Source organism: Sedimentitalea arenosa, assembly GCF_016428585.1.
GTDB classification, from domain to species: Bacteria; Pseudomonadota; Alphaproteobacteria; order Rhodobacterales; family Rhodobacteraceae; genus Sedimentitalea; species Sedimentitalea arenosa.
This window is the reverse complement of the sequence record NZ_JAELVR010000015.1, coordinates 25,189-49,657: the sequence shown is the minus strand read 5'-3', so window position 1 is coordinate 49,657 and position 24,469 is coordinate 25,189. Positions and strand designations below refer to the sequence as shown.

24 protein-coding genes and 3 tRNA genes are annotated in these 24,469 nt (G+C 63.3%); 19 read left to right on the top strand and 8 right to left on the bottom strand.

Going from position 1 to position 24,469, the window contains the following annotated elements:
• Window positions 1-174: 174 nt before the first annotated feature.
• Entirely contained in the window at window positions 175-468 is a 294-nt protein-coding gene (locus tag JF290_RS19860; protein WP_425503971.1) for a helix-turn-helix domain-containing protein, read from the top strand.
• 816 nt (window positions 469-1,284) lie between these two features.
• Window positions 1,285-1,539, top strand: coding sequence for a hypothetical protein (locus JF290_RS18785; protein WP_199026438.1), 255 nt, complete (start codon window positions 1,285-1,287; stop codon window positions 1,537-1,539).
• A gap of 130 nt (window positions 1,540-1,669) precedes the next feature.
• On the opposite strand, the gene JF290_RS18780 is transcribed toward JF290_RS18785, so the two are convergent.
• A tRNA-Ser gene (locus tag JF290_RS18780) sits at window positions 1,670-1,759 on the bottom strand.
• 244 nt (window positions 1,760-2,003) lie between these two features.
• Between JF290_RS18780 and JF290_RS18775 the strand changes: the two genes are divergently transcribed.
• The 7 genes from JF290_RS18775 (at window position 2,004) to JF290_RS18745 (ending at window position 8,541) form a co-directional block, all read left to right on the top strand.
• Window positions 2,004-2,939 (top strand): SPOR domain-containing protein, encoded by a 936-nt coding sequence (locus tag JF290_RS18775; RefSeq protein WP_199026437.1) that lies wholly within the window; start codon window positions 2,004-2,006, stop codon window positions 2,937-2,939.
• A 16-nt stretch (window positions 2,940-2,955) separates the two neighbouring features.
• Window positions 2,956-4,116, top strand: coding sequence for a D-alanyl-D-alanine carboxypeptidase family protein (locus JF290_RS18770; protein ID WP_227364445.1), 1,161 nt, complete (start codon window positions 2,956-2,958; stop codon window positions 4,114-4,116).
• Window positions 4,113-4,745: a dTMP kinase gene (gene tmk / locus JF290_RS18765; protein WP_328701299.1), complete on the top strand. Its 633-nt coding sequence runs from the start codon at window positions 4,113-4,115 to the stop codon at window positions 4,743-4,745. Before JF290_RS18770 ends, tmk begins: the two co-directional genes overlap by 4 nt.
• Window positions 4,742-5,926, top strand: a complete 1,185-nt coding sequence (locus JF290_RS18760; RefSeq protein WP_199026435.1) for a DNA polymerase III subunit delta' — start codon at window positions 4,742-4,744, stop codon at window positions 5,924-5,926. Before tmk ends, JF290_RS18760 begins: the two co-directional genes overlap by 4 nt.
• A complete protein-coding gene (locus tag JF290_RS18755) occupies window positions 5,923-6,732 on the top strand; it encodes a TatD family hydrolase (RefSeq protein WP_199026434.1) in 810 nt (269 codons plus the stop codon). Before JF290_RS18760 ends, JF290_RS18755 begins: the two co-directional genes overlap by 4 nt.
• Window positions 6,729-7,526, top strand: a complete 798-nt coding sequence (locus JF290_RS18750; protein WP_199026433.1) for an MBL fold metallo-hydrolase — start codon at window positions 6,729-6,731, stop codon at window positions 7,524-7,526. Before JF290_RS18755 ends, JF290_RS18750 begins: the two co-directional genes overlap by 4 nt.
• 82 nt (window positions 7,527-7,608) lie before the next feature.
• Entirely contained in the window at window positions 7,609-8,541 is a 933-nt protein-coding gene (locus tag JF290_RS18745) for an AEC family transporter (protein WP_199026432.1), read from the top strand.
• Here the strand turns inward: JF290_RS18745 and JF290_RS18740 are convergent.
• The 4 genes from JF290_RS18740 to JF290_RS18725 form a co-directional block, all read right to left on the bottom strand.
• Entirely contained in the window at window positions 8,538-9,224 is a 687-nt protein-coding gene (locus JF290_RS18740) for an aspartate/glutamate racemase family protein (RefSeq protein ID WP_233155577.1), read from the bottom strand. The two genes, JF290_RS18745 and JF290_RS18740, sit on opposite strands and share 4 nt — an antisense overlap.
• A gap of 185 nt (window positions 9,225-9,409) precedes the next feature.
• The gene (locus JF290_RS18735; RefSeq protein ID WP_199026430.1) at window positions 9,410-9,670 is read right to left on the bottom strand and encodes a hypothetical protein; all 261 of its coding nucleotides are present in this window, start codon (window positions 9,668-9,670) and stop codon (window positions 9,410-9,412) included.
• 182 nt (window positions 9,671-9,852) lie between these two features.
• Window positions 9,853-14,781 carry a hypothetical protein gene (locus JF290_RS18730; RefSeq protein ID WP_199026429.1) on the bottom strand — a complete coding sequence of 1,643 codons (4,929 nt, stop codon included), beginning with the start codon at window positions 14,779-14,781 and terminating at the stop codon, window positions 9,853-9,855.
• Between the two features lie 13 nt (window positions 14,782-14,794).
• A complete protein-coding gene (locus JF290_RS18725; protein WP_199026428.1) occupies window positions 14,795-15,535 on the bottom strand; it encodes a hypothetical protein in 741 nt (246 codons plus the stop codon).
• A gap of 179 nt (window positions 15,536-15,714) precedes the next feature.
• Between JF290_RS18725 and JF290_RS18720 the strand changes: the two genes are divergently transcribed.
• Window positions 15,715-16,278 (top strand): histidine phosphatase family protein, encoded by a 564-nt coding sequence (locus tag JF290_RS18720; protein WP_199026427.1) that lies wholly within the window; start codon window positions 15,715-15,717, stop codon window positions 16,276-16,278.
• 53 nt (window positions 16,279-16,331) lie between these two features.
• Window positions 16,332-16,407, top strand: a tRNA-Val gene (locus tag JF290_RS18715).
• A 181-nt stretch (window positions 16,408-16,588) separates the two neighbouring features.
• On the opposite strand, the gene JF290_RS18710 is transcribed toward JF290_RS18715, so the two are convergent.
• Window positions 16,589-17,614 carry a helix-turn-helix transcriptional regulator gene (locus tag JF290_RS18710; RefSeq protein WP_199026426.1) on the bottom strand — a complete coding sequence of 342 codons (1,026 nt, stop codon included), beginning with the start codon at window positions 17,612-17,614 and terminating at the stop codon, window positions 16,589-16,591.
• 237 nt (window positions 17,615-17,851) lie between these two features.
• Here JF290_RS18710 and JF290_RS18705 point away from each other — a divergent pair, with 237 nt between their 5' ends.
• From JF290_RS18705 to JF290_RS18670, 8 genes are all read left to right on the top strand, one after another.
• Entirely contained in the window at window positions 17,852-18,262 is a 411-nt protein-coding gene (locus JF290_RS18705) for a hypothetical protein (protein ID WP_199026425.1), read from the top strand.
• A gap of 141 nt (window positions 18,263-18,403) precedes the next feature.
• Window positions 18,404-19,342, top strand: coding sequence for a Hint domain-containing protein (locus JF290_RS18700; protein ID WP_233155572.1), 939 nt, complete (start codon window positions 18,404-18,406; stop codon window positions 19,340-19,342).
• Window positions 19,343-19,619: 277 nt separating this feature from the next.
• Window positions 19,620-19,919 (top strand): hypothetical protein, encoded by a 300-nt coding sequence (locus tag JF290_RS18695; protein ID WP_199026424.1) that lies wholly within the window; start codon window positions 19,620-19,622, stop codon window positions 19,917-19,919.
• Between the two features lie 93 nt (window positions 19,920-20,012).
• Window positions 20,013-20,339 carry a hypothetical protein gene (locus JF290_RS18690; RefSeq protein ID WP_199026423.1) on the top strand — a complete coding sequence of 109 codons (327 nt, stop codon included), beginning with the start codon at window positions 20,013-20,015 and terminating at the stop codon, window positions 20,337-20,339.
• A gap of 135 nt (window positions 20,340-20,474) precedes the next feature.
• Complete coding sequence (locus tag JF290_RS18685) at window positions 20,475-20,777, top strand: hypothetical protein (protein ID WP_199026422.1); 303 nt, start codon at window positions 20,475-20,477, stop codon at window positions 20,775-20,777.
• Window positions 20,778-20,787: 10 nt separating this feature from the next.
• Complete coding sequence (locus tag JF290_RS18680) at window positions 20,788-21,051, top strand: hypothetical protein (protein WP_199026421.1); 264 nt, start codon at window positions 20,788-20,790, stop codon at window positions 21,049-21,051.
• A gap of 13 nt (window positions 21,052-21,064) precedes the next feature.
• Window positions 21,065-21,379 carry a hypothetical protein gene (locus JF290_RS18675; RefSeq protein ID WP_199026420.1) on the top strand — a complete coding sequence of 105 codons (315 nt, stop codon included), beginning with the start codon at window positions 21,065-21,067 and terminating at the stop codon, window positions 21,377-21,379.
• A 106-nt stretch (window positions 21,380-21,485) separates the two neighbouring features.
• Window positions 21,486-23,831, top strand: a complete 2,346-nt coding sequence (locus tag JF290_RS18670) for a tetratricopeptide repeat protein (RefSeq protein ID WP_199026419.1) — start codon at window positions 21,486-21,488, stop codon at window positions 23,829-23,831.
• Window positions 23,832-24,005: 174 nt separating this feature from the next.
• Here JF290_RS18670 and JF290_RS18665 read toward each other — a convergent pair.
• Together JF290_RS18665 and JF290_RS18660 are read right to left on the bottom strand one after the other, a co-directional pair.
• Window positions 24,006-24,080: transfer RNA gene (locus JF290_RS18665), tRNA-Val, on the bottom strand.
• 19 nt (window positions 24,081-24,099) lie between these two features.
• Window positions 24,100-24,450 carry an HU family DNA-binding protein gene (locus tag JF290_RS18660; RefSeq protein ID WP_233155571.1) on the bottom strand — a complete coding sequence of 117 codons (351 nt, stop codon included), beginning with the start codon at window positions 24,448-24,450 and terminating at the stop codon, window positions 24,100-24,102.
• Window positions 24,451-24,469 lie beyond the last annotated feature (19 nt).

Genomic DNA, 24,469 nt, shown 5'->3' with positions numbered 1-24,469 from the left:
TCACTGCCAGGCGGATGATCTCAGGGCTGGTCTTGAAGTACTTGAAGGGGGAACGCTTGGTCATCTGGAAAGGCTACGAGAGCCCCCTGCCCGGCTCAAGCAAAGTTCCTCTGACAAGACCAGCGGCACAGTGCGGATCATAGTATCGCTCAGAAAGTAGCGGAGTACATTCGATTGCACCTCGGCGACGAACAACTTCGAATACTTGAAATATGCCAGCGCCTTGGCTACCCCGTGAAGAACGTAGAGCGATCCTTCAGACGCACATATGGGATGTCACCGAAGCGGTATCTCTCACTTCAAAGGCTGACCGTCCTTCGACAGCGCCTGAGGTCCAAAGCGGTGTTGCGAAGTCGTCTGACGGATTTATATTTTGATTGCGGGTTGACACATTCTGGCCGTACCGCTGGCGAATATCGCGCCTTATTCGGCGAATTGCCCTCCGAGACAACCGCGCGGTCCGGCTGAATCTCCAAGAGCCGGAGTATTATTTGCATACGCTTTCAGGCGGCCTCGGGAGACTCAGCGCGGAGCGTAAATTCGGCACTGAATTGAACTGGTTCTACGGCTGACGTGTGCTATTTTTCGTAACCTTGGCTCTAACACAAACAATGAGATCAGGAGGAACGCATCGGGCAGCGTCGAAGATGTAATGTTCGGGATACATGCGGTACGTAAGTCCGCTATAATAAAATCCAGGGTTGTGACCGCGCGGGCACCGAACGACCGGTATCCGCCCATCCTGCGAAAGCTCGACATGTGCTGCGCCGCAGCATTCAGAAGTTGCACAGAACCTGCGGGCCAGCGAACGTTCGATCACGGTTCCTTTCGCCAAGTGCGACCCAAATCGAAGTGTTCAGGTCGTCGCAGAGGAAAAACCATGCCTACCAATATCTTATCAAGCTATTCACCAAAATGGCGCAGTCATGAGGTCCGGAGAATATCGGCCCTGAGAGACGGCCTCCTGGCACCCGGGCCAGTGCTCAGCCACTCCCGCATAACCCTCGAAAACAACGGAAAAATCCGGCCGCAGCCGGATCGGGAGAACGCTTTCGCGGGGGCAAGTGGCGGAGGAAGTGCCCTTCCAACTGGACCGTCTCCTGTGACCCTTGAGGAAAATCCGGCAGGCTAACGTGTCTTACGATGTTCTGACGGAAATTGCGTGACCTGACATGGCCTCGGCCAGAAACTCGCTGCAGCATTCAGGCCGCCGTTGAGAAGGCTATCGAACTGCGCACCCGTCTGCGCTCCATCCCCATCCGGGACATCGGAGATGTGGATGCGATGGCCGCGCTCGATGCCGAGTCACGACGCGCGCTGCTCTTGCCGCAGGCTGTGGCCGATGCCTTCGTCGGGATCGTTCTGGCGGAAACGCGCGCGGCCGAACGGGCCGACCGACTGCAGGCCCTCGAGGCCTTGGCCGACGCGGCAGCAAATGGGACCGAGGCTGCGGTGGATCGGCTTCGTCGGGAAGGCGCGGCAGAAGATCCGAAACAGGGAAACACACTCGAAACCGGACCCCCGTCCCAGGCCACCTGAGACACCCGCCAATCTGACCCGGGACCTGAGCAGAAAGGCGCGTCTCCGACCGCGACCTCACCGCGCAACCGACGGAAATCACGCCGAAATTCGGCACAGTCTGGACATGGGAAATAGAGACGATTGTCGGTGGCGGGGAGACAGGGATTCGAACCCTGGGGACGCTCTCACGCCCAACGGTTTTCAAGACCGCCGCATTCGACCACTCTGCCACCTCCCCGCGCGGCCCGGACAAGGGCCGGGACGACCCCGAAGCGGGATGTCGTCGCTGGCACGGTTTAGGCGGACCAGCGCCGTCAGGCAAGCGGTTTCCGGAAAACCGGTACGGTCTATCGCGTGGACTTTCCTTGACGATACGGGCGCGTTATGGTGAGCGCGTTCAGGCGTTGCATGGCAGCCCATCGAGAGACCGGACAATCGGCACGTGACGGAGCTGGCGCCTGCATACAGGCAAGGAACGAGACATGATCCGAACATCCGATGGTCCTGCGAGACTTCGCACGTTGACAGCCATGGCCTTTGTCGTCGGCCTGCTGGGTGCCTGCGAGGAAGGCACCGGGGGGCTGAACACGAACGCGGCCAAGATGGAAAGCACGCGCACCAGCGGGCCGCTTGGCGAACGCGATGTCGAGGCGCCCGAGGTCTTCCAGGTTTCGGAAGCCGCGCTCTGGGACGGGCGGCCGTCTCTCGGCGGGGTCTGGGTGGCACATCCGGACGTGACCGAGCCTCAGCGGGTGATCATCCGCAACACCTCCAACGGCAAGTCGGTGGTCGGCGCGCTTTTCCGGCGCGAGCGCGACATTCCCGGTCCCCGTATCCAGGCGTCGTCGGACGCGGCAGACGCGTTGGCCATGCTGGCCGGCGCGCCGGTGCAGCTCGACGTGACGGCACTGGTCCGCACACCCGAGGAGGAGGCGCCCGAGCAAGAGCCCGACGCGGAGGCGACCGATAGCGCTGCCGTCCTGGCCGAGGAGGTCGACGCGACTGTCGACCAGGCGTCTGCCGAGACCGCTGCGGCGGTGGAAGAGCCGCGGCAAACCGGCTTCCGCTGGCCCTGGCAGCGCAAGGCAGCAGCAGCGACGGCGACCACCGTTGTCGCCTCCGACGCGCTGGATGGCACAGCGCCAACCTCGGTCGACGTCGAAACGCTGGAACCAGCGTCAAGTCTCGACAAGCCCTATATCCAGATCGGCATTTTTTCCGCAGAAGAGAACGCTGACCGCGCCGCGTCGAAAGTCCGAAGCGCCGGGCTGACACCGACGGTACGCGAGCAGGCCGGCAGCGGCACGACACTCTGGCGGGTGCTCGTCGGCCCGTCCCAAAATCGCTCCGAGCAATCCGACCTGCTGGCCAAGGTCAAGGATAGCGGGTTCTCGGATGCCTACCCCGTCACCAACTGACACAGGAGACATTCCCGTGCGTTTCTTCCCTCGCTTTCTCGCAGCCGCGCTGCTGATCTGCCACTTGCCGCTGGCGGCGGCGGCATTCGACACGACGGCCAAGGCCGCAATTGTCCTGGACCAGACCACCGGCACGGTGCTGCTGGAAAAGAACGCAGACGAACCGCTACCGCCCGCCTCGATGTCCAAGTTGATGACGCTCTACATGCTGTTCGATGCCCTGCGCGATGGTCGTGTCAGCCTCGGAGAGCAGTTCAGCGTCTCGACCAAGGCCAAGAACATGGGGGGCTCGACCATGTTCCTGAACGAGCTCGACCGCCCCACAGCGGACGAGCTGATCCAGGGCATCATCGTGTCCTCGGGCAATGACGCCACCGTTGTCGTCGCCGAAGGGCTCGCCGGCTCCGAGGAAGCCTTCGCCGAACAGATGACGGCGATGGCCAAAAAGATCGGCATGACCCAGTCGACATTCGCCAACGCCTCGGGCTGGCCGCATCCCTACCAGCGGATGAGCCTGCGGGATCTCGCGATCCTGGCGCAACACCTGGTCGAGGAATTCCCCGAGTTCTACCAGTATTTCAAGCAGTCCGAGTTCGACTACAAGAACCGCTCGCCGGCCAACCGGTTCAACCGCAACCCGCTTCTCGGACTGGGCATCGGGGCCGACGGCCTCAAGACCGGCCACACGCAGGAAGCCGGCTACGGCCTGGTCGGATCGGCCAAGCAGGGCGACCGCCGGGTGATCTTCGTGATCTCGGGGCTCGACACCCAGGAAGCGCGCACACAGGAAGCGGAGGCGATCGTCAACTGGTCTTTTCGCCACTTTGTCGAGAAAACCGTCGCCACGCATGACGCCCCCGTCGCCCAGGCCGAGGTCTGGATGGGAGCGGAACAGACCGTAGGACTGGTTCCGGCCGAGGACATCAAGCTGCTGCTGCCTGCCCTCAATGACGAAAAGGTCACGGCCGAAGTCGTCTATCAGGGCCCCGTCAACGCCCCTATCACAAAAGGCGACCGGCTGGCGGAACTGGTCATCACGCCCGAAGGGTTACCCGAGATCCGCCGTCCGCTGGTGGCCGCCCAGGACGTGGCCGCTGGCGGCTTCACCGTGAAAGTGCGCACTGCCGCCGAACATCTGATCGCGCGCTTCCTCGCGGGTCCCGCGGAGGCAATGTGACAACCCACCCAGCCGGCCTGTTCCTGAGTTTCGAGGGCATCGACGGCTCCGGCAAGTCCACCCAGGCGCGGCTCCTCGCCGACTCCTTGCGTGAGAGCGGCCAAGAGGTCGTGCTGACGCGCGAGCCCGGCGGCTCGCCCGGGGCGGAGGAGATCCGCCGCCTCGTGCTCGAGGGCGATCCTGACCGATGGTCGGCCGAAACAGAAATCCTGCTCTTCACCGCCGCGCGCCGAGACCACATGGAACGCCTGATCCTGCCCGCTCTCGCAGAGGGCAAGGTGGTCATCTGCGACCGGTTCGCCGATAGCACCCGGATGTATCAGGGCCTGTCGCGCGGTGACTTGCGGGCGTTGGTCGACACGCTCCACGACCTGATGATCGGGCGCGAACCCGATCTGACGGTGCTGATCGACATGGACCCGGACACCGGACTTGCCCGCGCGATCGGACGCGGGGGCGCCGAGGCGCGCTTCGAAGAATTCGGCCCCGACCTGCAACGGCGGATGCGCGACGGGTTCCTGGCGCTGGCGCAGGACAACGCCGCGCGGTTTCGCGTGATCGACGGCAACCGCCCGGTCGACACCGTGGCCAGCGACGTGCGTGCCACCGTGGACTCGGCGCTCCGATGAGCATCCCTGACGAGCCGCCCGTCCCGGATCAGGCCCCCGGCGCGCCGCATCCGCGCGAGACCTCGCGGCTCTACGGGCAGGATGAGGCCGAAGCCGCGTTTCTGACCGCCTTCGCGTCGGACAGGCTGCACCACGGCTGGCTGCTGACCGGCCCGCGCGGTGTCGGCAAGGCAACGCTGGCTTGGCGCATCGCCCGCTTCCTGCTGGCGACCCCGCCCAGGCAGGAGGCCGGGCTGTTCGGCGCCTCTCCCAAGCCGGACACGCTCGACATTCCCAACGATCATCCGGTCATGGCGCGCACTCTCGCCCTGTCCGATCCCGGTCTGTTTCTCGTGCGGCGCGGCTGGGCCGGAAGCACTGAAAGCGATCGCGACAAGGCGCGCAAGGAAGGCCGTCGCTCGGCCGAGATACGCGTGCACGAGATCCGCCAGCTGGCGCGCTTCCTAAACCTGTCGAGCTCCGACGGCGGGCGCCGCGTCGTCATCGTCGATTGCGCCGACGAGATGAATGGCGCCGCGGCCAACGCACTATTGAAGATGCTCGAAGAGCCGCCCGCGCGCACCACGATGCTGCTGGTCTCGCACCAGCCCTCGGGCCTCTTGCCGACCGTCCGCTCGCGCTGCCGCGTGCTGCGCCTCGCCCCGTTGGGCGCCGCCGACATGCAGGCCGCGCTGGCCGCGACCGGTGCCGCCCTGCCCGACACCGCAGACGCGGTCGAACAACTCGCGGCCCTGGCCAATGGTTCGGTCGGCGCGGCGCTGCGGCTGCTGACACTGGACGGGCTTGCCGTCTATCGCGAACTTGTCGCGATCCTCGAAAGCCTGCCCCGGCTCGATCGTCAGCGCGCACTTGCTCTGGCCAACGCCGCCGCGCAGCGCGGCGCGTCGGACCGGTTCGAACTGCTGCTGACTCTGGTCGACACCGTTCTCGTCCGGCTCGCCCGCACCGGCGTCGCCGGCGCCGCCCCAAACCCCGAGGCATGCCCGGGTGAAGCGCAGATCCTGCAACGGCTTGCCGCGACTCCTGCGATGGGTCGCGCCTGGGCCGACATCGCGGCCACGATCACCGCCCGCGCCCGGCACGGGCAGGCTGTCAACCTTGACCCCGCCGCGCTGGTCCTAGATACGGTTTTCAAGATGCAGGAAACCGCAGCACAGGCGCGCCCGAGCCCGATCCCATGACTGAACTGCCCGAGATCACCGACAGCCATTGCCACCTCGATTTTCCGGATTTCGAAGGCCGACTGGACAAGGTCGTGGCCGATGCCGCCGCCGCCGGCGTGACCCGAATGGTCACGATCTGCACCCGCCTGCGGCTGGAACCTTCCGTGCGTGCCATCGCCGAAATGCATGACCGCGTTTTCTACGCCGCTGGCACCCACCCGATGAGCGCTGCGGACGAACCCATGGCGACGGTCAAGCAACTCACCGATCTGGCGCGCCATCCCAAAATGGTCGGAATCGGCGAAACCGGGCTCGATTACCACTACACCGCCGACAGCGCCGCGCGGCAGCAGGAGAGCCTGCGGATCCACATTGCCGCGGCCCGCGAGACCGGCCTGCCCCTCATCATCCACGCTCGCGACGCCGATGACGACATGGCCCGCATCCTCACCGAGGAATACCGCAACGGCGCCTATGCCTGCGTCATGCACTGCTTCTCTTCGACCGCCACGCTTGCGCGCGCGGCGCTCGATCTGGATTTCTACCTGTCGATGTCCGGCATCGCGGCCTTCCCGAAAAGCCAAGAGCTGCGCGACATCTTCGCCGCGGCGCCTTTGGACCGGATCCTCGTCGAGACCGACGCACCTTACCTCGCGCCACCCCCGCATCGCGGCAAGCGCAACGAACCCGCCTTCGTCGCCCATACCGCGCGCAAAGGGGCCGAGGTATTCGGGCTCGAGTACGCCGAATTCGCGGCCCGCACCCAGGCCAATTTCGACCGGCTCTTCGCCAAGGCCGCCGCCTATGAAGCCAACGCCCGATGAGTGAGCTGCGCTTCACGATACTCGGCTGCGGCTCATCCGGCGGCGTCCCTCGCCTCGGCGGCCACTGGGGCGATTGCGACCCCGACAACCCCAGGAACACCCGCCGCCGCTGCTCACTTCTAGTCGAACGCGACGGGCCCGACGGCACCACGACCGTGCTGATCGACACGTCGCCAGACCTGCGCAGCCAGCTGCTCGACACGGGTACCGGGAGGCTCGACGGCGTGGTTTATACCCACGGCCACGCCGATCACGTACACGGTATCGACGATCTGCGCATGATCGTCTTCAACATGCGGGCGCGAATTCCCGTCTGGGCCGATGGCGATACCCAGAACGATCTGATCAGCAAGTTCGGCTATGCTTTCGTGCAACCGGAAGGGTCGCCCTACCCGCCGATCCTGAACCTCAGAAACATCGACGGTCCGTTCCAGATCGACGGCCCGGGCGGAGCGATCCCGTTTCGGCCCCTCCGGGTCGGCCACGGGTCCATCGACGCGCTCGGCTTCCGCATCGCAGGGCTTGCCTACCTGCCGGACGTGGCAGAAATCTACGACGACGCCTGGCAGGAACTCGAGGACCTCGACTGCTGGGTTCTCGACGCCCTGCGCCGCACTCCGCACCCGACCCATTCGCACTTGGCGCAATCGCTTGAATGGATTGAACGCGCCGCCCCGCGCAAGGCCGTTCTGACCAACATGCATATCGACATGGATTACGATACTGTCACGGCAGAGACACCCGACAACGTGATCTGCGCCCATGACGGCCTGGTCCTGCGACTGCCGATGTGAGACGCGCGCCCCCTTCCTTCATCTTCGGCGAAATACTCCCGCCGGAGGCTCCCTCCGCCGGCCAAAGTCGAAAGGGCGGATCATGCTCCAGACCCTGATCGACGTTATCCTCCCGGTCTTCCTCGTGATCGGCGCGGGCTACATCGCCACCCGCGCGCGCTACTTCAGTGACAGCCAGATCGACGCGCTGATGCGCTTTACCCAGCAATTCGCAATTCCCTGCCTGCTGTTTCGCGCCATCGCCACCATCGACCTTTCCGCTGGGTTCGACCCCCGGCTCCTCGTCAGCTTCTATTCCGGGGCCGCACTCTGCTTCCTCCTGGGCATCCTCGGCGCGCGGCTGCTGTTCAATCGCGATTGGGAAGACGCCATCGCCATCGGCTTCTGCTGCCTCTTTTCCAACTCGGTCCTGCTCGGTTTGCCGATCACCGAGCGCGCGTATGGCCCCGACAGCCTCACCGGCAACTACGCGATCATCGCCTTTCATGCGCCGTTCTGCTACGCACTCGGCATCACCTCGATGGAAATCGTTCGCAATCGCGGCGGCGGCGGCACAGCCACCTTGCGCGCCACGTTCCGGGCGATGTTCCGCAACGTCCTGATCCTCGGAATCGGGCTCGGGTTTCTCTTCAACATCACCGGCCTCGCTATTCCCGGCGTGATCGACGACGCACTCGCACTGATCATCCGCGCGGCCCTTCCTTGTGCGCTGTTCGCGCTCGGCGGTCTGCTGGTGCAATACCGTCCAGAGGGCGATCTGCGCACCATCGCCTATGTCTGCATGATCTCGCTGATGGTTCACCCGGCCCTCGTCTGGGGCTTCGGTACCGCACTCTCGCTGAAGCCGGACCTGTTCCGCTCCGCCGTGCTCAACGCCGCGATGGCGCCCGGCGTCAACGTCTACATCTTCGCCAACATGTATGGCCGCGCCAAACGCGTCGCGGCGTCCTCGGTGCTGATGGCGACGGGGAGTTGCGTTCTGACCGTCTGGATGTGGCTCACCCTGCTCGGTTAAAAGCGCACGCAGTTGTCGCGACAGGGAAAGCGTGGAGGGCACAATCCCGACTGGAACCAGCTGACGAAGCCAATGATTGAATGAACCGGCAGTCCCGTCGCCGCCGCGATATCGGCCGCATAGGGCCCCATGTTCGTACATTCCAGAACGATCGCGCCAAGGTCCGGGTGGGCCGCCTGCAGGGCCAGCGCGGCCTCCACGTTGTCCTGCCGGGCAAGCTCGATGTCCATCTCGGTTTCGTTGGACAGGATCGCGCGGGTGAATTCGCGCCCGCCTTCGGTCGACCCCACCGGTGTACCTTCGGGAACATGCGCGCGTGCCAGGTGCAGCGGCGTCAGGGTGGATCCTGAAATCGTCAATATGCCCGCCCGTCGTCCGGGGCCCAGCAGACGGTCGACCATCCCCACCTGCATCAACGAGGAGGTGACAACCGGCACCGGAACGGCCGCCGCCAGTTCGTCCTGAAACAACGACAGGAATCCGCAATTCGTGGTGATCCCATCGACGCCGTCCGTGACCAGCGCGCGCGCGGCGTCGATGAAGGCGTCCAAAAGGCCCTCGGCGCCTTGCCGGACCACCCGCTCGGGCGAGGCATCCCGCACCACCTTGTAATGCACCGGAAACGGCCAGGTCGTGGCATTGCCCATGTCGCCCGGAATCCGCGGAAATCGCGCCTCAAGCATCAGGATGCCGACCGAGGCGCCGTAGAGCGCCCGTCCTCCCCTCACTTTCACGTCACGCCCCTCGCTGATGCCCCGCCTGGGTTGCGGTGACCTGTGCAGGGTTGCCCTTTGGACCCGCCAAGATCAAGCCCGGCTGTCGCACCGAGGTCGGGCCGCCCGCATGTCGGCGGACGGCCATGCGCAGATCAGACCCCCAGCGAAGCGGTCGCGTTTTCACCGGCGAGCCAGATCCGTTCGCCATCCTTCAGCCTCATCGCGCGGCTCTGGAACGGCAAAACCGGGTGACCCTGTTTCACCGTGATCTGCGGCTTGGCATTGGTATCGGTCAGCGACCAGGTCACGATCCGTGCCCCGGTGTTGCTGAGAATGATGTCCGTGTCGCCGGACGCGGTATAGCGGTTCTGCGCGATCCAGTCCTCGACAAGCGAATAAGCGGTCGTGGCCATGTGATTTCCTCCGGTTCTGCGCCTCCAGGAAAGGCAAGTAGAGGCTCCGCCGCCAATGATTGCAGGCACGGCGCCGGGGGAGTCCCTATCAGGCCGAAGCTTTGCAAGGCGCTACTGCGCCGCGCTGCGGATTAACAAACCGATAACCTGCACACGCCGGAGCCGGCGAGGTCTCAAGGAGGCTATTTCGGCAATACGTCAAATCCGATCGCCGTCTCGATCTGCGTCCGAACGCCCGTTCTGAGCGCCTCCAGTTCCTCGGCCGTCATCGGTTCGAGCCCTTCGCGCTGCGGTGTCTGATCACCCGCGAAGAGGTTCGGGTTGCGCACTGGCGCCTGCGACGGGTCGCGTTTCTGCCGCGCCCCGGCTTCATCCAGACGCTGCTTCAGGATCACGGCGACCGACTGGGCCAGGGCTTTCTGCTCGGTCGTGCTCGCCGCCTGCCCCTTCACTTTCTTGGTCGGCTTGATCTCGACCTTGTCGGCCTTCTCCACCAGGCCGGGCAGCGCATCGGCGATCTCCGTCAGACTCATGCCTCGCGTCAAGGCCTTGGCGATCGCGAGGATCTTGTCCGGCGCGAAGGGGGCGGGCGCTGCCTCGGGCTTCTTCAACAGCGACTCCAGGTCCGTCCCGGTCAGCAAGCGCCCCGGCCCTTCGCCATAGGGGAAGGACTCGGCGATCCTGGCCAGCTTCTCCAGTTCCTCATCCGAAGAATCGACCTTCAGCCCCTTCAAGGCGATCTTGCCGCGCCGGTCCATCAGGCGCTCGCGCGTCTCGTTGCTCAACTGGTCCAGCCCGACATCGCGCAGGACGTCGAACAGATCGCAAAACGCGGTTTCGTCCTTCATCGCCGCGAGTTGCGTCGACGCGCAAGAGGCGACGATGTTCGGCAGGAACTGCGCCTCGACCCCGATCTCGGTGCCCTCGGGCAGGTCGAACCCGGCCTCGATCGCCCCGTGCATCCGCGTCGCATCATCAAGCTCGGCCAGCGCGAGACGCAGTTCGGCATCATAGTCCGACATCTTCCGCGCGTGTGCCTTGAGCTCCTCGCCTGTGTCGCCCTTGGGCGGCGCGGGCGCTTTCGGCGGCGGACGGTCATTGGCCTTCAACAGTTCGACCGATGCCAACCGCCAACCGGTCTTTGCACTCTCCAGCGCCTCCAGATACTCGGTATCGTCAGCCTCCTCGGCAGGCGCCTTTGACCCCAGAGTCCGCCGTATCGTCTCACGCCACGCCTGACGGTCGGATTCCTCTTTCGGCACACGCGCGCGCGGAAAGCTTTGCCGCGACAGGGCGAGGCTCTCGACCTGGATATCGACCTTGCGCATCGACACGACCACGGCCAGCTTTCTTCGCAATCCCTCAGGCGTCGTCGCATCCGCCGAGGCGATTTCCTGCATCTTGGCGTCCAGTTCAGCATCCGACGGCGCAAGCACCGCCTTTTCTGCCCGCACGATCTCGTCCGGTTTCAGAACCCCGGCCCGCAGCAGCGCGGTGATCGTCTTCTCGCGCCAGGCTGCGTTGGCCGGCTCCGCGATTGCCAGCTCGCGCAGCGTCCTGCCCTGCGCCGTGTCGAGCCGCGCAACCAGCGTTTGCAGATCGGCAAGGCTCCGCACGTCCAAATCGTCCAGTTCGCCGCTTTCGAACACGCCCTTCGGCGCCGCCTTCAGCGCCTTCAACGCAGCCTCACGCGCCGCCCCCCCGCGGCTTTCCGCGATCTTGGCCAGCCGCATCTTCATCTCCGCTGGGTCCAAAGTGGGGCTCAGCCGGTCCAGCGCCTCTCCCGCCTCCCGTGTCGTCTTGGGCAAGTCCAGGCTCGGGTCGACTTCGCCCACCGGCAGGGGCATGGCTAGCTCCCTCAGCAGCTTCGCGTTTCCCGCCAGCATCGACCGCGCGCGGCGCGTCGTATCGGCCTTGCGCGCCTCGGCCAGAAGGCCCAGCAACCGCCGCAATTCCCCGGTGTCCGGCTCAACCAGATGGTCCTGGGTCTGCGGATCGTTCCATTTCAGCGCCGGCAGGTCCGGCAGCAGGTCTGCATTGTCCAAAAGGCACAGCCCGACCTTGCGGCGCCACTTGTCCTCCTCGTCTTCGCCGAAACTTTCGACCGCCGCGAGATCGCGTTCCTCCTGCGGCACCGGTTGATCCAGCAGCGCCGCCAGCGCCTCAGCCTCGCCCGACAGACGCAACTCCGACAGGGTCCGCTGCGACTCCTTGCGGGCCGCGGACATCTCGCGCACCTGTCCCGTCAGCAGCGCGGTCTTCTCGGTGATCGTCTCGTGGTCGGGCACCTCGATCACGCCGCCTTCGCCGCGTTTCACCTCCTCCTCCTGCAACAATCCGGCCTTGAGCAGTCGTGCGACCGCCACCTTGTCCGCCGCCGCCGGGGCGCGCTCGGCAGAAAGCCCCTTCGCGATCTGCGAGAATCCCTTGTCGGTCGCAACACCCGCCACCTTGCGCACGCTGTCCGCGGTCGCCCGGCCCTCGGGCAGGTAACCGACCTGGTCCTTGTCGTGCTTGGTGTGATCCGCCGACATCCCCGTGGTCGCCAGCATCAGCGTGCCATACAGCTTTTCGACCAGTTCCGCCTCGCTCTCCTGCCCGATCCCGATCCGCATCATCCCGGGCGATGTCGGCAAACCGCTGGTGTTCTGAAACCCGAAGCTCATCCGCGGCTCGACGCCCTGGTTGATCAGCAATTCGTCCAGCAGCCGGTCACCCTGCCCCGACGTGCCGACCGCGACGTTCGAATTGGGCATGGCAATGAATGGCAGCCCCGCGTCATAGGCCATCGGGCTGTCCTTGGGCAGCACGTCCGCCCCCGGCAGGAACGAGCGCACGAAACTCGCGTTCTTCGCCGCGCGGGCCAGCATCTTGCGTTCGACGTCGGATTCATGGGTCAGGAAATGCGTGACGATCTGAGCCTCGTCATTGGCCATGATGTTCTCGTCGGTCTCGGAGGCCTGCGCCGAGGCCCAGGGCTCGCCGGCAAAGGGCTCGCCCGCCTCGGGCCGGTTGCCGATTACCGTCAGCCCGCCCGCCATTGCCTTGCCGGCGCCGAGGCTGGGGTATTTCTGATAGCTCTTGATGAAGATGATTTCGAGGATGCCCTCGTTCACCTCACCCGCGAAGGCGCTGACGACCTGGTTCATCTCCTGCTCCTCGCCGCTGCCGTCGCGTTCCACCGTGGCGTCGATCACCAGAACTGCCGGCTTGGTGCAGCTTTCATGGCGCAGCCGCTCCCCGTGAAAGGTCAGCACCTTGCCGACATTCTTGATCAGCGCCTCGATGGTCCAGGCGGTCTTGCCGGTGTCGACCTCGGGGTTGGTCGGGGTCGACGGGTTCAGCGTCGCCATGATGACCGGCGGGGTGTAATCCTCTTCCGCGACCGCCTCTTTCTTGGTCATGTCGCCGGTGACGGATTCTCCGATCAAGTGACCTTCGACCTCGAAGTAATTGGCGGAATGCGAGTTTTTCTTGTTGCTGTCCACAAGGTGCAGCTTGCGCGAGCCGGTGCGCGCATAGGCCGCCTCGACCGCCGCCGACATCGCGCCCATGCCCGTCGAGACCAGAAAGGTCTTGTGCTGCGCCTTCGGCATGTCGTCCTTGCGGGTGAGGATCGGAATCCGCTCCTCGGTGACCTTGTCGGTGGTCTCGCGGTAGCTGTCGATCGAGTAGGGCTTGCAGGTCGCCAGCACCAGGTACACCTCGTCGACCAGCAGATCGAACAGCTTGGAAAAACGCGGCGTGTCCTCGGCATAGCTGGGCATCACCTGCATCAGCCGCTCGATCTTGTCGAGCGCGCTCTTCACCAGCTTGTTCTGCTTGAACTGCGTCGCCTTGGGGTCGGTCAGCTTGGACAGCGCGTCCTGCATCCCAGACACCATCTTGGCCGAGGCCAGCGCGGTCTGTTTCATCGGGTGCGTGTCGGGCAGATCCGCAAGCCGTGTCGCGCCCTTGCTCTTGGCAATCCGCTCCAGCGCGCTGTCGTTGGGCGGCGCGGTGTCATCCAGCAACTCGGGCTTTGACAGCAGGTCGGTGGCCCGGCTCGGGCTCTCGGCCCGCTCGATCGCATAGGCCGAGGGCGTCGATCCCGAGCCGCTCAGCAGAACATGCTGGAACGCCTGCAACTGCTTGTCGTTCAGACCCTGCTTTTTCATCAGCAAGACGTGGATGTTCTGATCCAGCGTCACGGTCTCGATGTAGTTGGCCTTGAATTTCAGCGCCGTGTCCTCGGGGTGAACCCACTGATCCGTATAGATTTTGTCGAGCCGCCTATCGACTTTGGCACTGTTGACGAAAAACGTCGCTTCCTGCTTGTTCTTCTTCAGCTTGGGCAGGTCGCCGCCCGTGTAGGTGACCTTTGGGCGGTCCTTGCCCTCCTTGCAGTCGTTGTAGATCTTCTTGAGTTTGTCGTTCAGGTCCGATTTCAGAGAATCGCGCTGATAGACCGAGCTTTCGTCATGCACGTTGCGGATACCGCTCAGATTAGCGGTGCCGCCCATATCGGGCGCATCCGACATGTCCTTGATCGTGCGCAGACCATACGATTCAGCGATGTAATGACCACCGGTCAGCGCGACGAGCTCCTGCCGGCGGTCGGTCGAATAGATCCGGTTGGCCACCTGGTCGATCGCCGCGGTCCGGTCCACCGTGCCGCGGTCGCGCACCCGGTTCAGGATCGACACCGCCAGTTCGGTCTGCATCGGATCGTAGGGCCGGGTCAGGTCGTCCTGCCATTCCTTCAACGCTTCGGCCTTGGGATGCTCGCTCCCCAGCGCCTTGGCGATCCGCCCGATCAGGTCGGGCGTCGGCGACGCCGTGTTGAAGCGGATGCGCTCGGCAACCTCCCCGACCTCGCGGACCAGTTCCTCCTGATCCGAAATCGCCTCCAGCAGCGCCTTCAAACCGTCAAGGTTGACCGCTTCGGGATTCTCGAACCTGGCCCGGAACTTCGCCGCCGCTCCGGGGTCCAGCGCGAACAGCGTCTTGGCCACGCGGTCGCGCAGCGCGTCGTCGACGCCGAAGGCCTCCATCTTGCCGCCGGAGCCGACATGGAAATCGTCATAGCCCCATTTCCGCTTGAACTTGCGAAGCTTTTCCAGACGTCCCATCGTGCGTCTCCGTTCAGACCTTTTGCAACGATTGCTCGACCGCGCCGATCGCGTCCGATACCGCCGCCACCGCATCCACCTCGATGCCATAGGGATTGTCTTCGCACTTGCGCAGGTCGGCTGCGTTGTCTTTGATATAGCGCGCCGCCTCGGCCAGCGCCTGTTCCGCCGTCGCGCGCGCCTGCGCGATCTGCCCCTCGTCGCCTGCCCCGACGGCCCGGCGCACCTCGCGCAACGCCGCCTCCAGCGCGTTGGGAATGTCGCGTCCGAGCGCGGCGATCTTGGTACCGATCTCCACCAGATCCGGATCGTCCTCCAGCATCAGTTCCGACACCAGCGCGCCCAGCCCGTCGATCGCCTCCAGCCGTCCGATCCGCCACTCAGACAGGGCCAGTTCGATGGCGCGAACCCTCGTTTTGACCAGGCCCTCCGGGATGTCTTCCGCAGCCTGCGCCGCGCGCGCGGCACCCTTCTCCCCGGCAAGCCGCTCGGCACAGGCTTCAAGCCCAAGCAACGCATCGGCCAGGCCGCCCTCCTCACGCAGGGCGCGTGCCCTCGCCACCTCCTCGAGAAGCGACTCCGCCAGAACCGGGTTGGACCGGGCCAGCGCCTTGATGTCAGCGGGCAAGGTCGACAGGTATCCTTCGACCGCTCCGTCGAGGTCCGCTGCATCTGTCCCCACCGATGGCAGGCGCAGTCCCAGGAAGCGGGTCAGGAAATCGATTTGTCTGGCGTCCAGACTCCACTCTGTCATGCGCGGTCCTGAAAAAGGCAGAAACGATGCCCGACGATACCCGATCCACGCCATCAATGACACCGATAGTTGTGCGCGCGGCCAATCGACTCGCCTCGAACCATCCGTGTTGCCCCTGTCCGAGACGGCTGCTATCCGGGATCGACGCCACGCCGACCCGTCCTGACCCAAGGCCCGTGATGACCCTGCCCGACCTGCTGATCCTGCGCCACGGCGAAACCGAGTGGAACCGCGCAGGCCGCCTCCAGGGCAAGCTCGATTCTCCGCTGACCGAAGAGGGATTGCGGCAGGCCGACAGGCAGGCCGAAATCCTCGCCGCGCTCGACCTGACAGGTTGGAGTGCGCTGAGCAGCCCGCAGGGGCGTGCATTGGCCACAGCCGCGCGCGCCCTGCCCGGCCGATCCGTTCTGCAGGACGCGCGGCTGCGCGAGATCGGGCTTGGCGACTGGACCGGACGCTTGCGCAGCGACCTGGCGGCCGAGCATCCGCATCTCTTTCAGGGCGAGGGTCTCGGCTGGTACGATCACGCCCCCGGCGGCGAGGGGCTGTTGGCGCTCGAAAGCCGCCTGCGCGCCTTTCTAGGCGCCCTGAACGGTCCTGTGGTGATCGTGACCCACGGCATCACCTCGCGCGTGCTGCGCTGCCTAGCACAGGGTTTACCGGTAAAGGCGTTCGAGACCGTGGGCGGTGGGCAAGGCGTGGTCTATCGCGTCAGTGGCGGTCAGAGCGAATTGCTGCGATAATCGCTTGCACGGCCGCACGAGTTTCCTTAAATCGCGCACACGCACCGAAGGTCGGGTGATTAGCTCAGTTGGTAGAGCGCTTCGTTTACACCGAAGATGTCGGGAGTTCGAGTCTCTCATCACCCACCACACTAAGCCGTCGGAATCGAGAAAGAACCGAGACCCCCAGAGCTTTCTGGTGCGCCTGCAAACACTTGCTTGAAGAAACGGTGGCTGGGTGACCGAAACATCCCGAGCGCGTGAACCTGCGTCTCCCGGCTTGTGACCCTTCCGGTCTTGCACCCGCAACCCTTTCTGAAAGAGCGCGTAGCTACTCGATCAGTTCGTCGACCTCGTGACCCACTCCTCTTGCGTGACCGTTCCTTGTGGCGGAGGGCAGTTCACCGAAGCGGAGCCGATAGTTCCGGGAAAACCGTCCTAGGTGCAGGATGCCGCAGGACATCGCGATCTCGGTCACGCTTTGCTCGGACTCCGGATCGATGAGTCGGCGCCGGGCCGCGTCCAGCCGTATCTCCGTGATGGCCTGATGCGGCGTGATCCCAATGGCCTGACGAAAGGCCAACTCGAGGGTTCTGCTCGATACTCCGCATGCATCCGAAACGTCCGCAACGCTGGCAATCGAGTCCAGATGGGCGCGGATATAGCAGAGCGCCCGGTCGACATGCATGTTGCTCGCCGACACGTCCACGCTGGCCTGGGTCTGGGCCCCCATGGCCTGTTCGAGCACTTCGGACAGTTTGTCGACGAGCAGCCTGGCCCACGCCCTGCGCGTGCCCTGCGATTGAATCGCCGGGCCGCCCCGGCAGATCTCTCCATGAAGCAGCGTGGCCAGCGACCGCAATCCGCGCACTTCGGGCAATGCCTCGCCATCCAACCACACCGGCACATCGTTCAACCGGTTCAGGTCACGCGGCGAAGCATCGACCCGAAGCAGGGCCTCGCGGATTTCAGACTGCGGAACCAGGATGGTGATCGCGTCGAACGGGCTGGCTCCGTCCGGAACCACGCGCGTCTGTCGCCTGTTCGGTGGAAAGACCAGTATCCCACCCGTATGCGCCTGCACTTCTGCCGAGCTGGCAGAAGAGATGAGTCGCCCGCTCAGCGGAACGATCACTGTTGTATGGGACACTTCCGAAACGGCCACATCGTGACCCGTCGACCGCACATTCGCCACGGTCAACCGCTCGAGTCCGAACCGACTCACCCGGGCTTCGGCGTTCGGATGGTCGGCGAGTTGAAGCGCATTTCGGCTGCTGAACAGGTGGCCGCGAAACACCGTACGGTTCGACGACCGGTGATGAGCGATCTCGCTGTAGAGACCTTGGGAACGGTCCAAGACGTGGCCGGGTTGAGTGTGCATCGAATTGTGCCAGCCGATTAACCTGCGATTGCGACCAGTCTAGTGAATTCAGCTTGGGCGTCCAGCCTTGATCGGCTGCATGTGAAACAGCGCATCCTCCGGGCAAGCCACAAAAAAATTGGTGGCCTTGCGGAAATCGGACAGGGGTTTCGGTATTCGGATTGCGGCAGCACCCGTCCCCGCTGTCAATAGATGCAAATGGGGGACACCTATATGAAACTCGTCTCAGCACCCGCAGCCGCAGTTGCGCTGGCCCTGCTGTCACAGCCCGTTCTGGCGCAGACCAAGTCCGACGTGCACTTCGAAGCAGGCAACTACGGCACCATGGTCACCGGCACTGTCGTCGGCGACGCATATGTCGACTACATGCTCGGTGCTAAGGCGGGACAGGAAATGTTCGTCGAACTGACCGTGGCAGACACCAACGGCAGCGGCACGGTCTATTTCAACATCCTGCCACCCGGGTCCACCGGAGAGGCGATCTACAACAGCTCGATGGATGGCAACAGCACGGTGGTCGATCTGCCGGCTGACGGTGAATACGCCATCCGCGTCTACCAGATGGGCAACGACAAGGATGCCGGAAAGACCTCGGATTTCCGGATGGATCTGTCGATTCAATGAGGATGGGCATTTGCAGACCCAATGATCGGCCTGTCCGGGAACTGAGCGGCGTGCCACCTGCGGTCAATAAATGCGTTGGACTTACCGCTGAACTCTCGAATGGTTTACTCTTGAGCTAGTCTTTAAAAGGAGCCGGACACTATGGCAGCTTTCACTTACAACGTCACCTTTGATCTGGTCTACAACACACTTTCAGATACTTTGACGGTCGCGAATGTGACCAAGCCAACCGGTACGCTGATCGACGGCGACATGGATGCGCCCGACACCGGCACATTTGCAACCGGAGAAACGCTGAGCGGGCCCGGCACGCAACCGGGCGATGAGTATCTGGGAACCGTCGACATCAACGGTGAGACGGTCATCGTTGTCGGCAATCCCAACGCCTGGGCCAATGATCTAGCTGGTAGTTCATTCACAGGCTTCGTCGCCGCAGCCGATCCCGGAACCTACGATCCGGTGAACCCCGTTAACAACTTTCCAAAGGACAACGTTACTTCGGCCTCGTTCACCGTCTGCTTCGCCGCTGGCACGCTGATCGCCACACCGGACGGCGAAACGAAGGTCGAGGCGTTGAAGATCGGCGATCTGATCACCTGTGAAGATGGCCGCGCCGTCCCGGTCAAGTGGATCGGGCGGCAAACCGTGCACAAGATCTTTACCCCGGCGGAACGTTTCGTACCCGTTCGTGTCTCTGCCGGAGCGCTCGGCAACGGCCAGCCGCACTGCGATCTCGTCCTCACCGCCGATCACGCGCTGATCCTCGACGGCCTGGCGATCAACGCCAGCGCCTTGGTGAATGGCACCACCATCGCTTACGAGCCGATCGACAGCCTGCCGGATCGGGTGACCTACTATCATATCGAAACCGAGAACCACGACGTGATCTTGGCCAACGGCGCGCCGGCAGAAACCTATGTCGACTACATCGCGCGACGGGCCTTCGACAATCACGCCGAGTACCTGGCCCTGTACGGGGAAGAAAACCCGATCCGCGAGATGCCCCTGCCCCGCGTTTCGGCGGCCCGACTGGTGCCGCCAGCGATCCGGGCGCGGCTTGTTGATCGCAGCGCGGCATAGGGACAGGACACCTGCGCGATGGGAGACACGAACATGACAAGGTGCATCGCATCCATCCTACAGACCGGGTGCGGCCACCGAAAACAATCGGCGTTAACCGGGGAATGGCGAAACCACGTCCGGCCAGCCTTTCCCGTGCTCGTTCCACGTGTCGGGCACGCGGGTGGTGAGCTGGTATCACGCCGCGCCAACGGGCTGTCCCATCGATGTGTCGCAAGCCGATCGGTACAAATACCCGGATTGCGACCGAGATTTCATGCCAAGAAGGAGAATACACATGGCATTTCCAAAACTGACCCTCGTGGGCGTCGTGGCACTCACCGCGCTTGCCGGATGTGACGAGGATACCGGAAGCGCAGGAACCCCGGCGGTCGGCAGTTCCTCGGACCTGAGTTCGTTCCAGGGCGCAAGGGCGGGCCAGGCCGAAATGGGCATCCAGTCGCTCGGCTACACGGCCGTCCGCTCGGAGGGCCTGACCACCTGGTGGTTCAACCGCGACACCGGTGCCTGCGCCCGGATCACCACGTCGGACGGACGGTATTCCGATGTCACCATGCTGCCCGCTGGTGACTGCTGACCAATAGTCTTTCCCGCGGAGGGGGGGCCGGATGTCATTTCGATACCTGGCCTCCCCGACATATGAGAGTTTGCGACCAATGAGCCCAAGAACATGAAAACCCACCTTCTCGCCATCGCGACACTAACGATTTCATCCGTATTTCCAGCTCATGCTCAAAGCCCTGAATGGATGGCAGAAGATTGCGCCGTTGCCGTTCAGTCATTTTTCCAGGAGTTCGAGACGCGAACGGAAATGAAGTACGAAGGCCAACGCACGGATGGCACGCATGCCATGAACGGCACAATCTACCTGGAGAACCGCAGCGACGATATACAATGTTCTTATGATGCTGCAGGGACAACGATGGTCGACTTCTTTGCAGATGGGAAGTCCTGGCCGGAATTCGCAAAGGGCGGCAAAAGCCCGTACATGGACTGATGCGACGCAGCAATCGAAGTGATCAGCATCGAAACCCCAAAAACAGAAACGGCGCCGTCCCGGGGTTCTCGAACAGAATTTGAATATCGCGCCTGCGGGCCGAGCCGAACCTTCATCCCGAAGAGGAGAGTAAAGATGGCAGTTCCCAAACTTGTTGTTGCCGGTCTTGTCGCCGCCACGGCGCTCGCCGGATGCGTCGAGGACACCGGGAGCACCGCATCCTCCGGCGCGCCGACCGCGGCTCAACAGAGCTGCCTGCGCGATGTGTCGCGCACGACGGGCAACCCGGACGTGGTCGTCCTCGGCTCGGAATTCTCCGAGGCGGGCACGCTGGTGCGGGTCGGTGTCGGACCGGACCGGGCGCCCTGGCAATGCATCGCCTATCGAGACGGCACGACTGCCGGCATCCAATCCCTCGTCGATGAAGGCTTCCTCTGAGGGCGGATGAATGGCGCGGCTGCTCACCATCGTGTTCTGGACTCTGATCGGACTCTACCTTTTCGCACTCCTGATTTTGGCCGTCGGCACCTTTGGGTGGTTCGGGCAGGAGCGCGACCCGCTGTCGGCTGTGTTTCTCGTTCCACTGGGACTGCCGTGGACCATGCTTCTTGACTTTGAAAGCGAGGCGGCCCGCCCTTGGCTGGCCATCCTCGCCCCCATTTTGAACATCGCGATCGTGGGCGGGCTTGCCCGGCTTCTCGCGCGATCCTGAGAAAGGAAAAACCGTGGGAAAAGCCATCCTTGCCATCCTCTGTCTTGTTGTCGGCCTCGTCATCGGAACCATGTTCGGCGGTATGCTCATCGGCGGCAGTGCCGCCGGGATCGGCATCGCGACCGGTCTTGGTGCCGGTATCTGCTCGACCGTTCAAGCCGCGCAGGAAGAAGGACTCATGACGGCTGAGCAGGTCGATCAGGTTCTCAACCGCGCCGCTGCGGATCTGGCCGAGCTGTCCGGGGCCGGCACACCGGACGCAGTGGTCGGAAGTGCAGCCGAATGTGACGACGTCCTGCAAAGGCTGAAAGCGGCCTCGGAGGAGTAGGAGTGAGAACGGGCGCTCGTACCGCTCGCGCCCGGCCAAAGCGACGGCCAGCTGCAATCCCTGAAGCAGGTGGTTTCCTTGTTTCGATCCGGATACCGAGTTGAAAATGGGCTACAAGAAACACGATCCCGCCCTGCACGCTGCGGACCTTCACCCGCTCGCCGATGAAACCCGGATCCTGCCGAGTCCTCGCACCTCGTTTCCGGAGCCCAATACGTCTTTGTCGGATGACATCGGCACGATCCCAGAGCGCCCAACTGCTCGGACCAGGATCGGACAGGCCCGCGTCCATCTTGCTCAGGGCCGATTGTCCGCTGCCCGGAGGGTCGCAAGACAGCTTCTCAGGAAATCGCCGTCAAGCAAAAGCGCCCACCTGCTGAAAATCGACGCGGCCAAGGCAGAAGGCGATCTGGACAAGATGCTGCGCTGCTGCAGGATCGCGTTGCGGCATCATCCGGATGACAGGACCTTTCTGAAACGACACGTCTATGCCCTGATGCAATCCGCTCGCCCGCAGAAAGCGCTGGCTGTTCTCGAACGCCTTTGTGCCGAGGCGCCGGGGGATGTGTCTCTCATGATCAGGAAAGCGGGCGCCTGTCGTGCGGTCGGCAAGGTCAAGACGGCGCGGCAAATTCTGGACCAGGCCCCACAGACGACTCCTGTGATCCTCGCGCAGGCCAATCTTGAAGAACAGGAGGGCAATAGGACGCTCGCATTGGAACGGCTCGCAAAGATCGTAGAGGCACCTGCCGAAAAGGTTGGCAAATCGGATCTGGCCGTCGTTTTGAAATTCTGCAGCCTCTGCCTGCTGACCGGTAAGGCAGAAAGAGGACGTCGCGCCCTGAATGACGCCGCGATCAAACCCCAGACCCTGGCATCAGTTGATCTCGAAAGGACGCTGCACCCGGCACTCAAGCTGGGCGCCAATGATCTTGCCGCCGCGGCACTGGGTGCCGCGTTCTCTACCGATGTGATCTCTCTGTCCCTTGCGGTTTATATTCTCAGGACAGTGCATTTCATGGGTCGACCTGATGTCACGGAACGCACGCGAAAGAGGCTGGAGCCGCAGGTCTTCCCTGCCCATCGGGCCGCGTTCCGAATAAGATCCGATCTTCTTGCGATGAATGCCGACGCCGCAACAGTGCGCGCGCGCTCCACGCAAACGGCTCAGCGCACGTCCGCCGCCGCACGAGCCTTGGCCGGAGCCCTTCTGCAAGCCGGGACGTATGACCTTCTCCTGAGATACCTTGCTTTCTGCCGGCGCCGTTGGCGTTCGGACCCGAAATTCGCGATCCTCCATGCAGAGGCACTTGCTGAATTCGGGCAGCCGCAAGCTGCTTTGGACTTGATCGAAAGGACGCACGCAAAAAATTCCATGCGAATGGTCAGCCTGAAGCTGAAAATCCTGTACAACAGTGGGAGACTGGCGGAGGCAAGCCGTCTGCTTCGTGAAACGAAGTTCGATCCGCATTCCTTGGCTCCGCCAAAAATGAGGCTCTTCCTGGCCATCGGTGAAGACAGGATGGATGATGCCCTGGACATGGCGCCGGACATCGCGTCCGAGATCAGCAAGGATCATTCCGTCTTGTCTCGGTTCAGTACCACACATGTCGGCGCCGTGCTCAACGAGGCGAAGATCCACCGGTTTGCGAGCCGGCACAACCAGGTCTCTTCGGTTGTGGACCCGCAATCTCTGGACCGATCGTTCTTTGTCCCTGCAAAACAGACGCTTGATCGTCTTTGGCCACAGATCGCGGACAGTATTCCAACCACCGATCACAGCCAAATCCCGAAACAGATTTGGCAATACTGGGACAGAGTTCCCGTTCCCGATGCGGTGTCCGAAACGATGGCCAGTTGGAGGAAATCGTCGGGGTATCGCCACTGTGTTCTGAGCCGAAAGGACGCACGCGATTTCCTTCGGACAGAGTTCGGATCGGCACACGTGAAAGCCTTCAACATGGCGAACAGTGTCACGGAGGAATGCGATTTCCTGCGTCTTTGTCTATTGTTCGCCAAGGGTGGGGTCTACGCGGACGCGGATGACAGGCTGATCGGCGATCTCGAACGTCTGCGCCGGGCCGGGCGCGGACTCCTCCTGTTCCGCGAACCGTTTGGCGCCATCGCCAACAACCTGATGCTGTCCAGACCGGGCCATCCGCTGATGCAGATCGCCGTTAACATGGCGTTGGACTCGCTGCTTGCGCGGGAAAACGACAGCACATGGTCAAAAACAGGCCCCGGGTTGATGACCCGGGCCGCGGCCATCTACCTCAAAGGAACCGGATCCGAAGAGGCCGCATGTGATTTCACCTTGCTGCCCCAGTACCTGGGGCGCCGCGTCGTCCAGTTCCACGTCGATCTGCCTTACAAATCGACCGGGTCATACTGGAACAGCACCAAGGGCGCGCTGCCATCTATCGTCACACAGACGCTCGACCGACATATCTGACGACCTGCTCCGCGGTTTATGTCGTCACCCGAGAGCGCCGCAGAAACAGGCCGCGCACATGGAAGCAGTGGCTTGAATTGAGCTTCGCGCCCAACACTCCGTGGCTACATGCAGACACGCTATCCAGCAATCTTGCCCGAGCGGTCGGGTCGTGGGTCAAACGGGTGTTGAGAATGGTGGGTGATAAGAGATTTGAACTCCTGACATCTTCGATGTGAACGAAGCGCTCTACCACTGAGCTAATCACCCATGCCGCGGGGTTCTAACGTCACTCCTCGGGTTCTGCAAGAGGCTCTTTCGCCCCGGATCGGCCCGTGTTCTGGCGCAGTTTGCAGACGGTCACGCGGGCGTTCGACTTGTCGATGCTGCGGTTGATGCTGAGCTTTCCCATCGGCGGCAGGTTGAACTCACGACCGCTTGCGATGGTTTCTCCCAGAACCGCCAGAACCGCTTCGACCACCGGCTTGGCCGATTTCTTCTTGATGCCCGAACGGGTGACCACCTGATCGATCAGGTCCTTCTTCTTCATCATCTGCACGCCCGAGAGCGCATCCTCCGGCACCGCGGGCATCTCGGCGGCCGTTTTCTGCGTGGACATCGGATCTGCTGGATCGGTCATCGTATCGCCTCACTGTGTT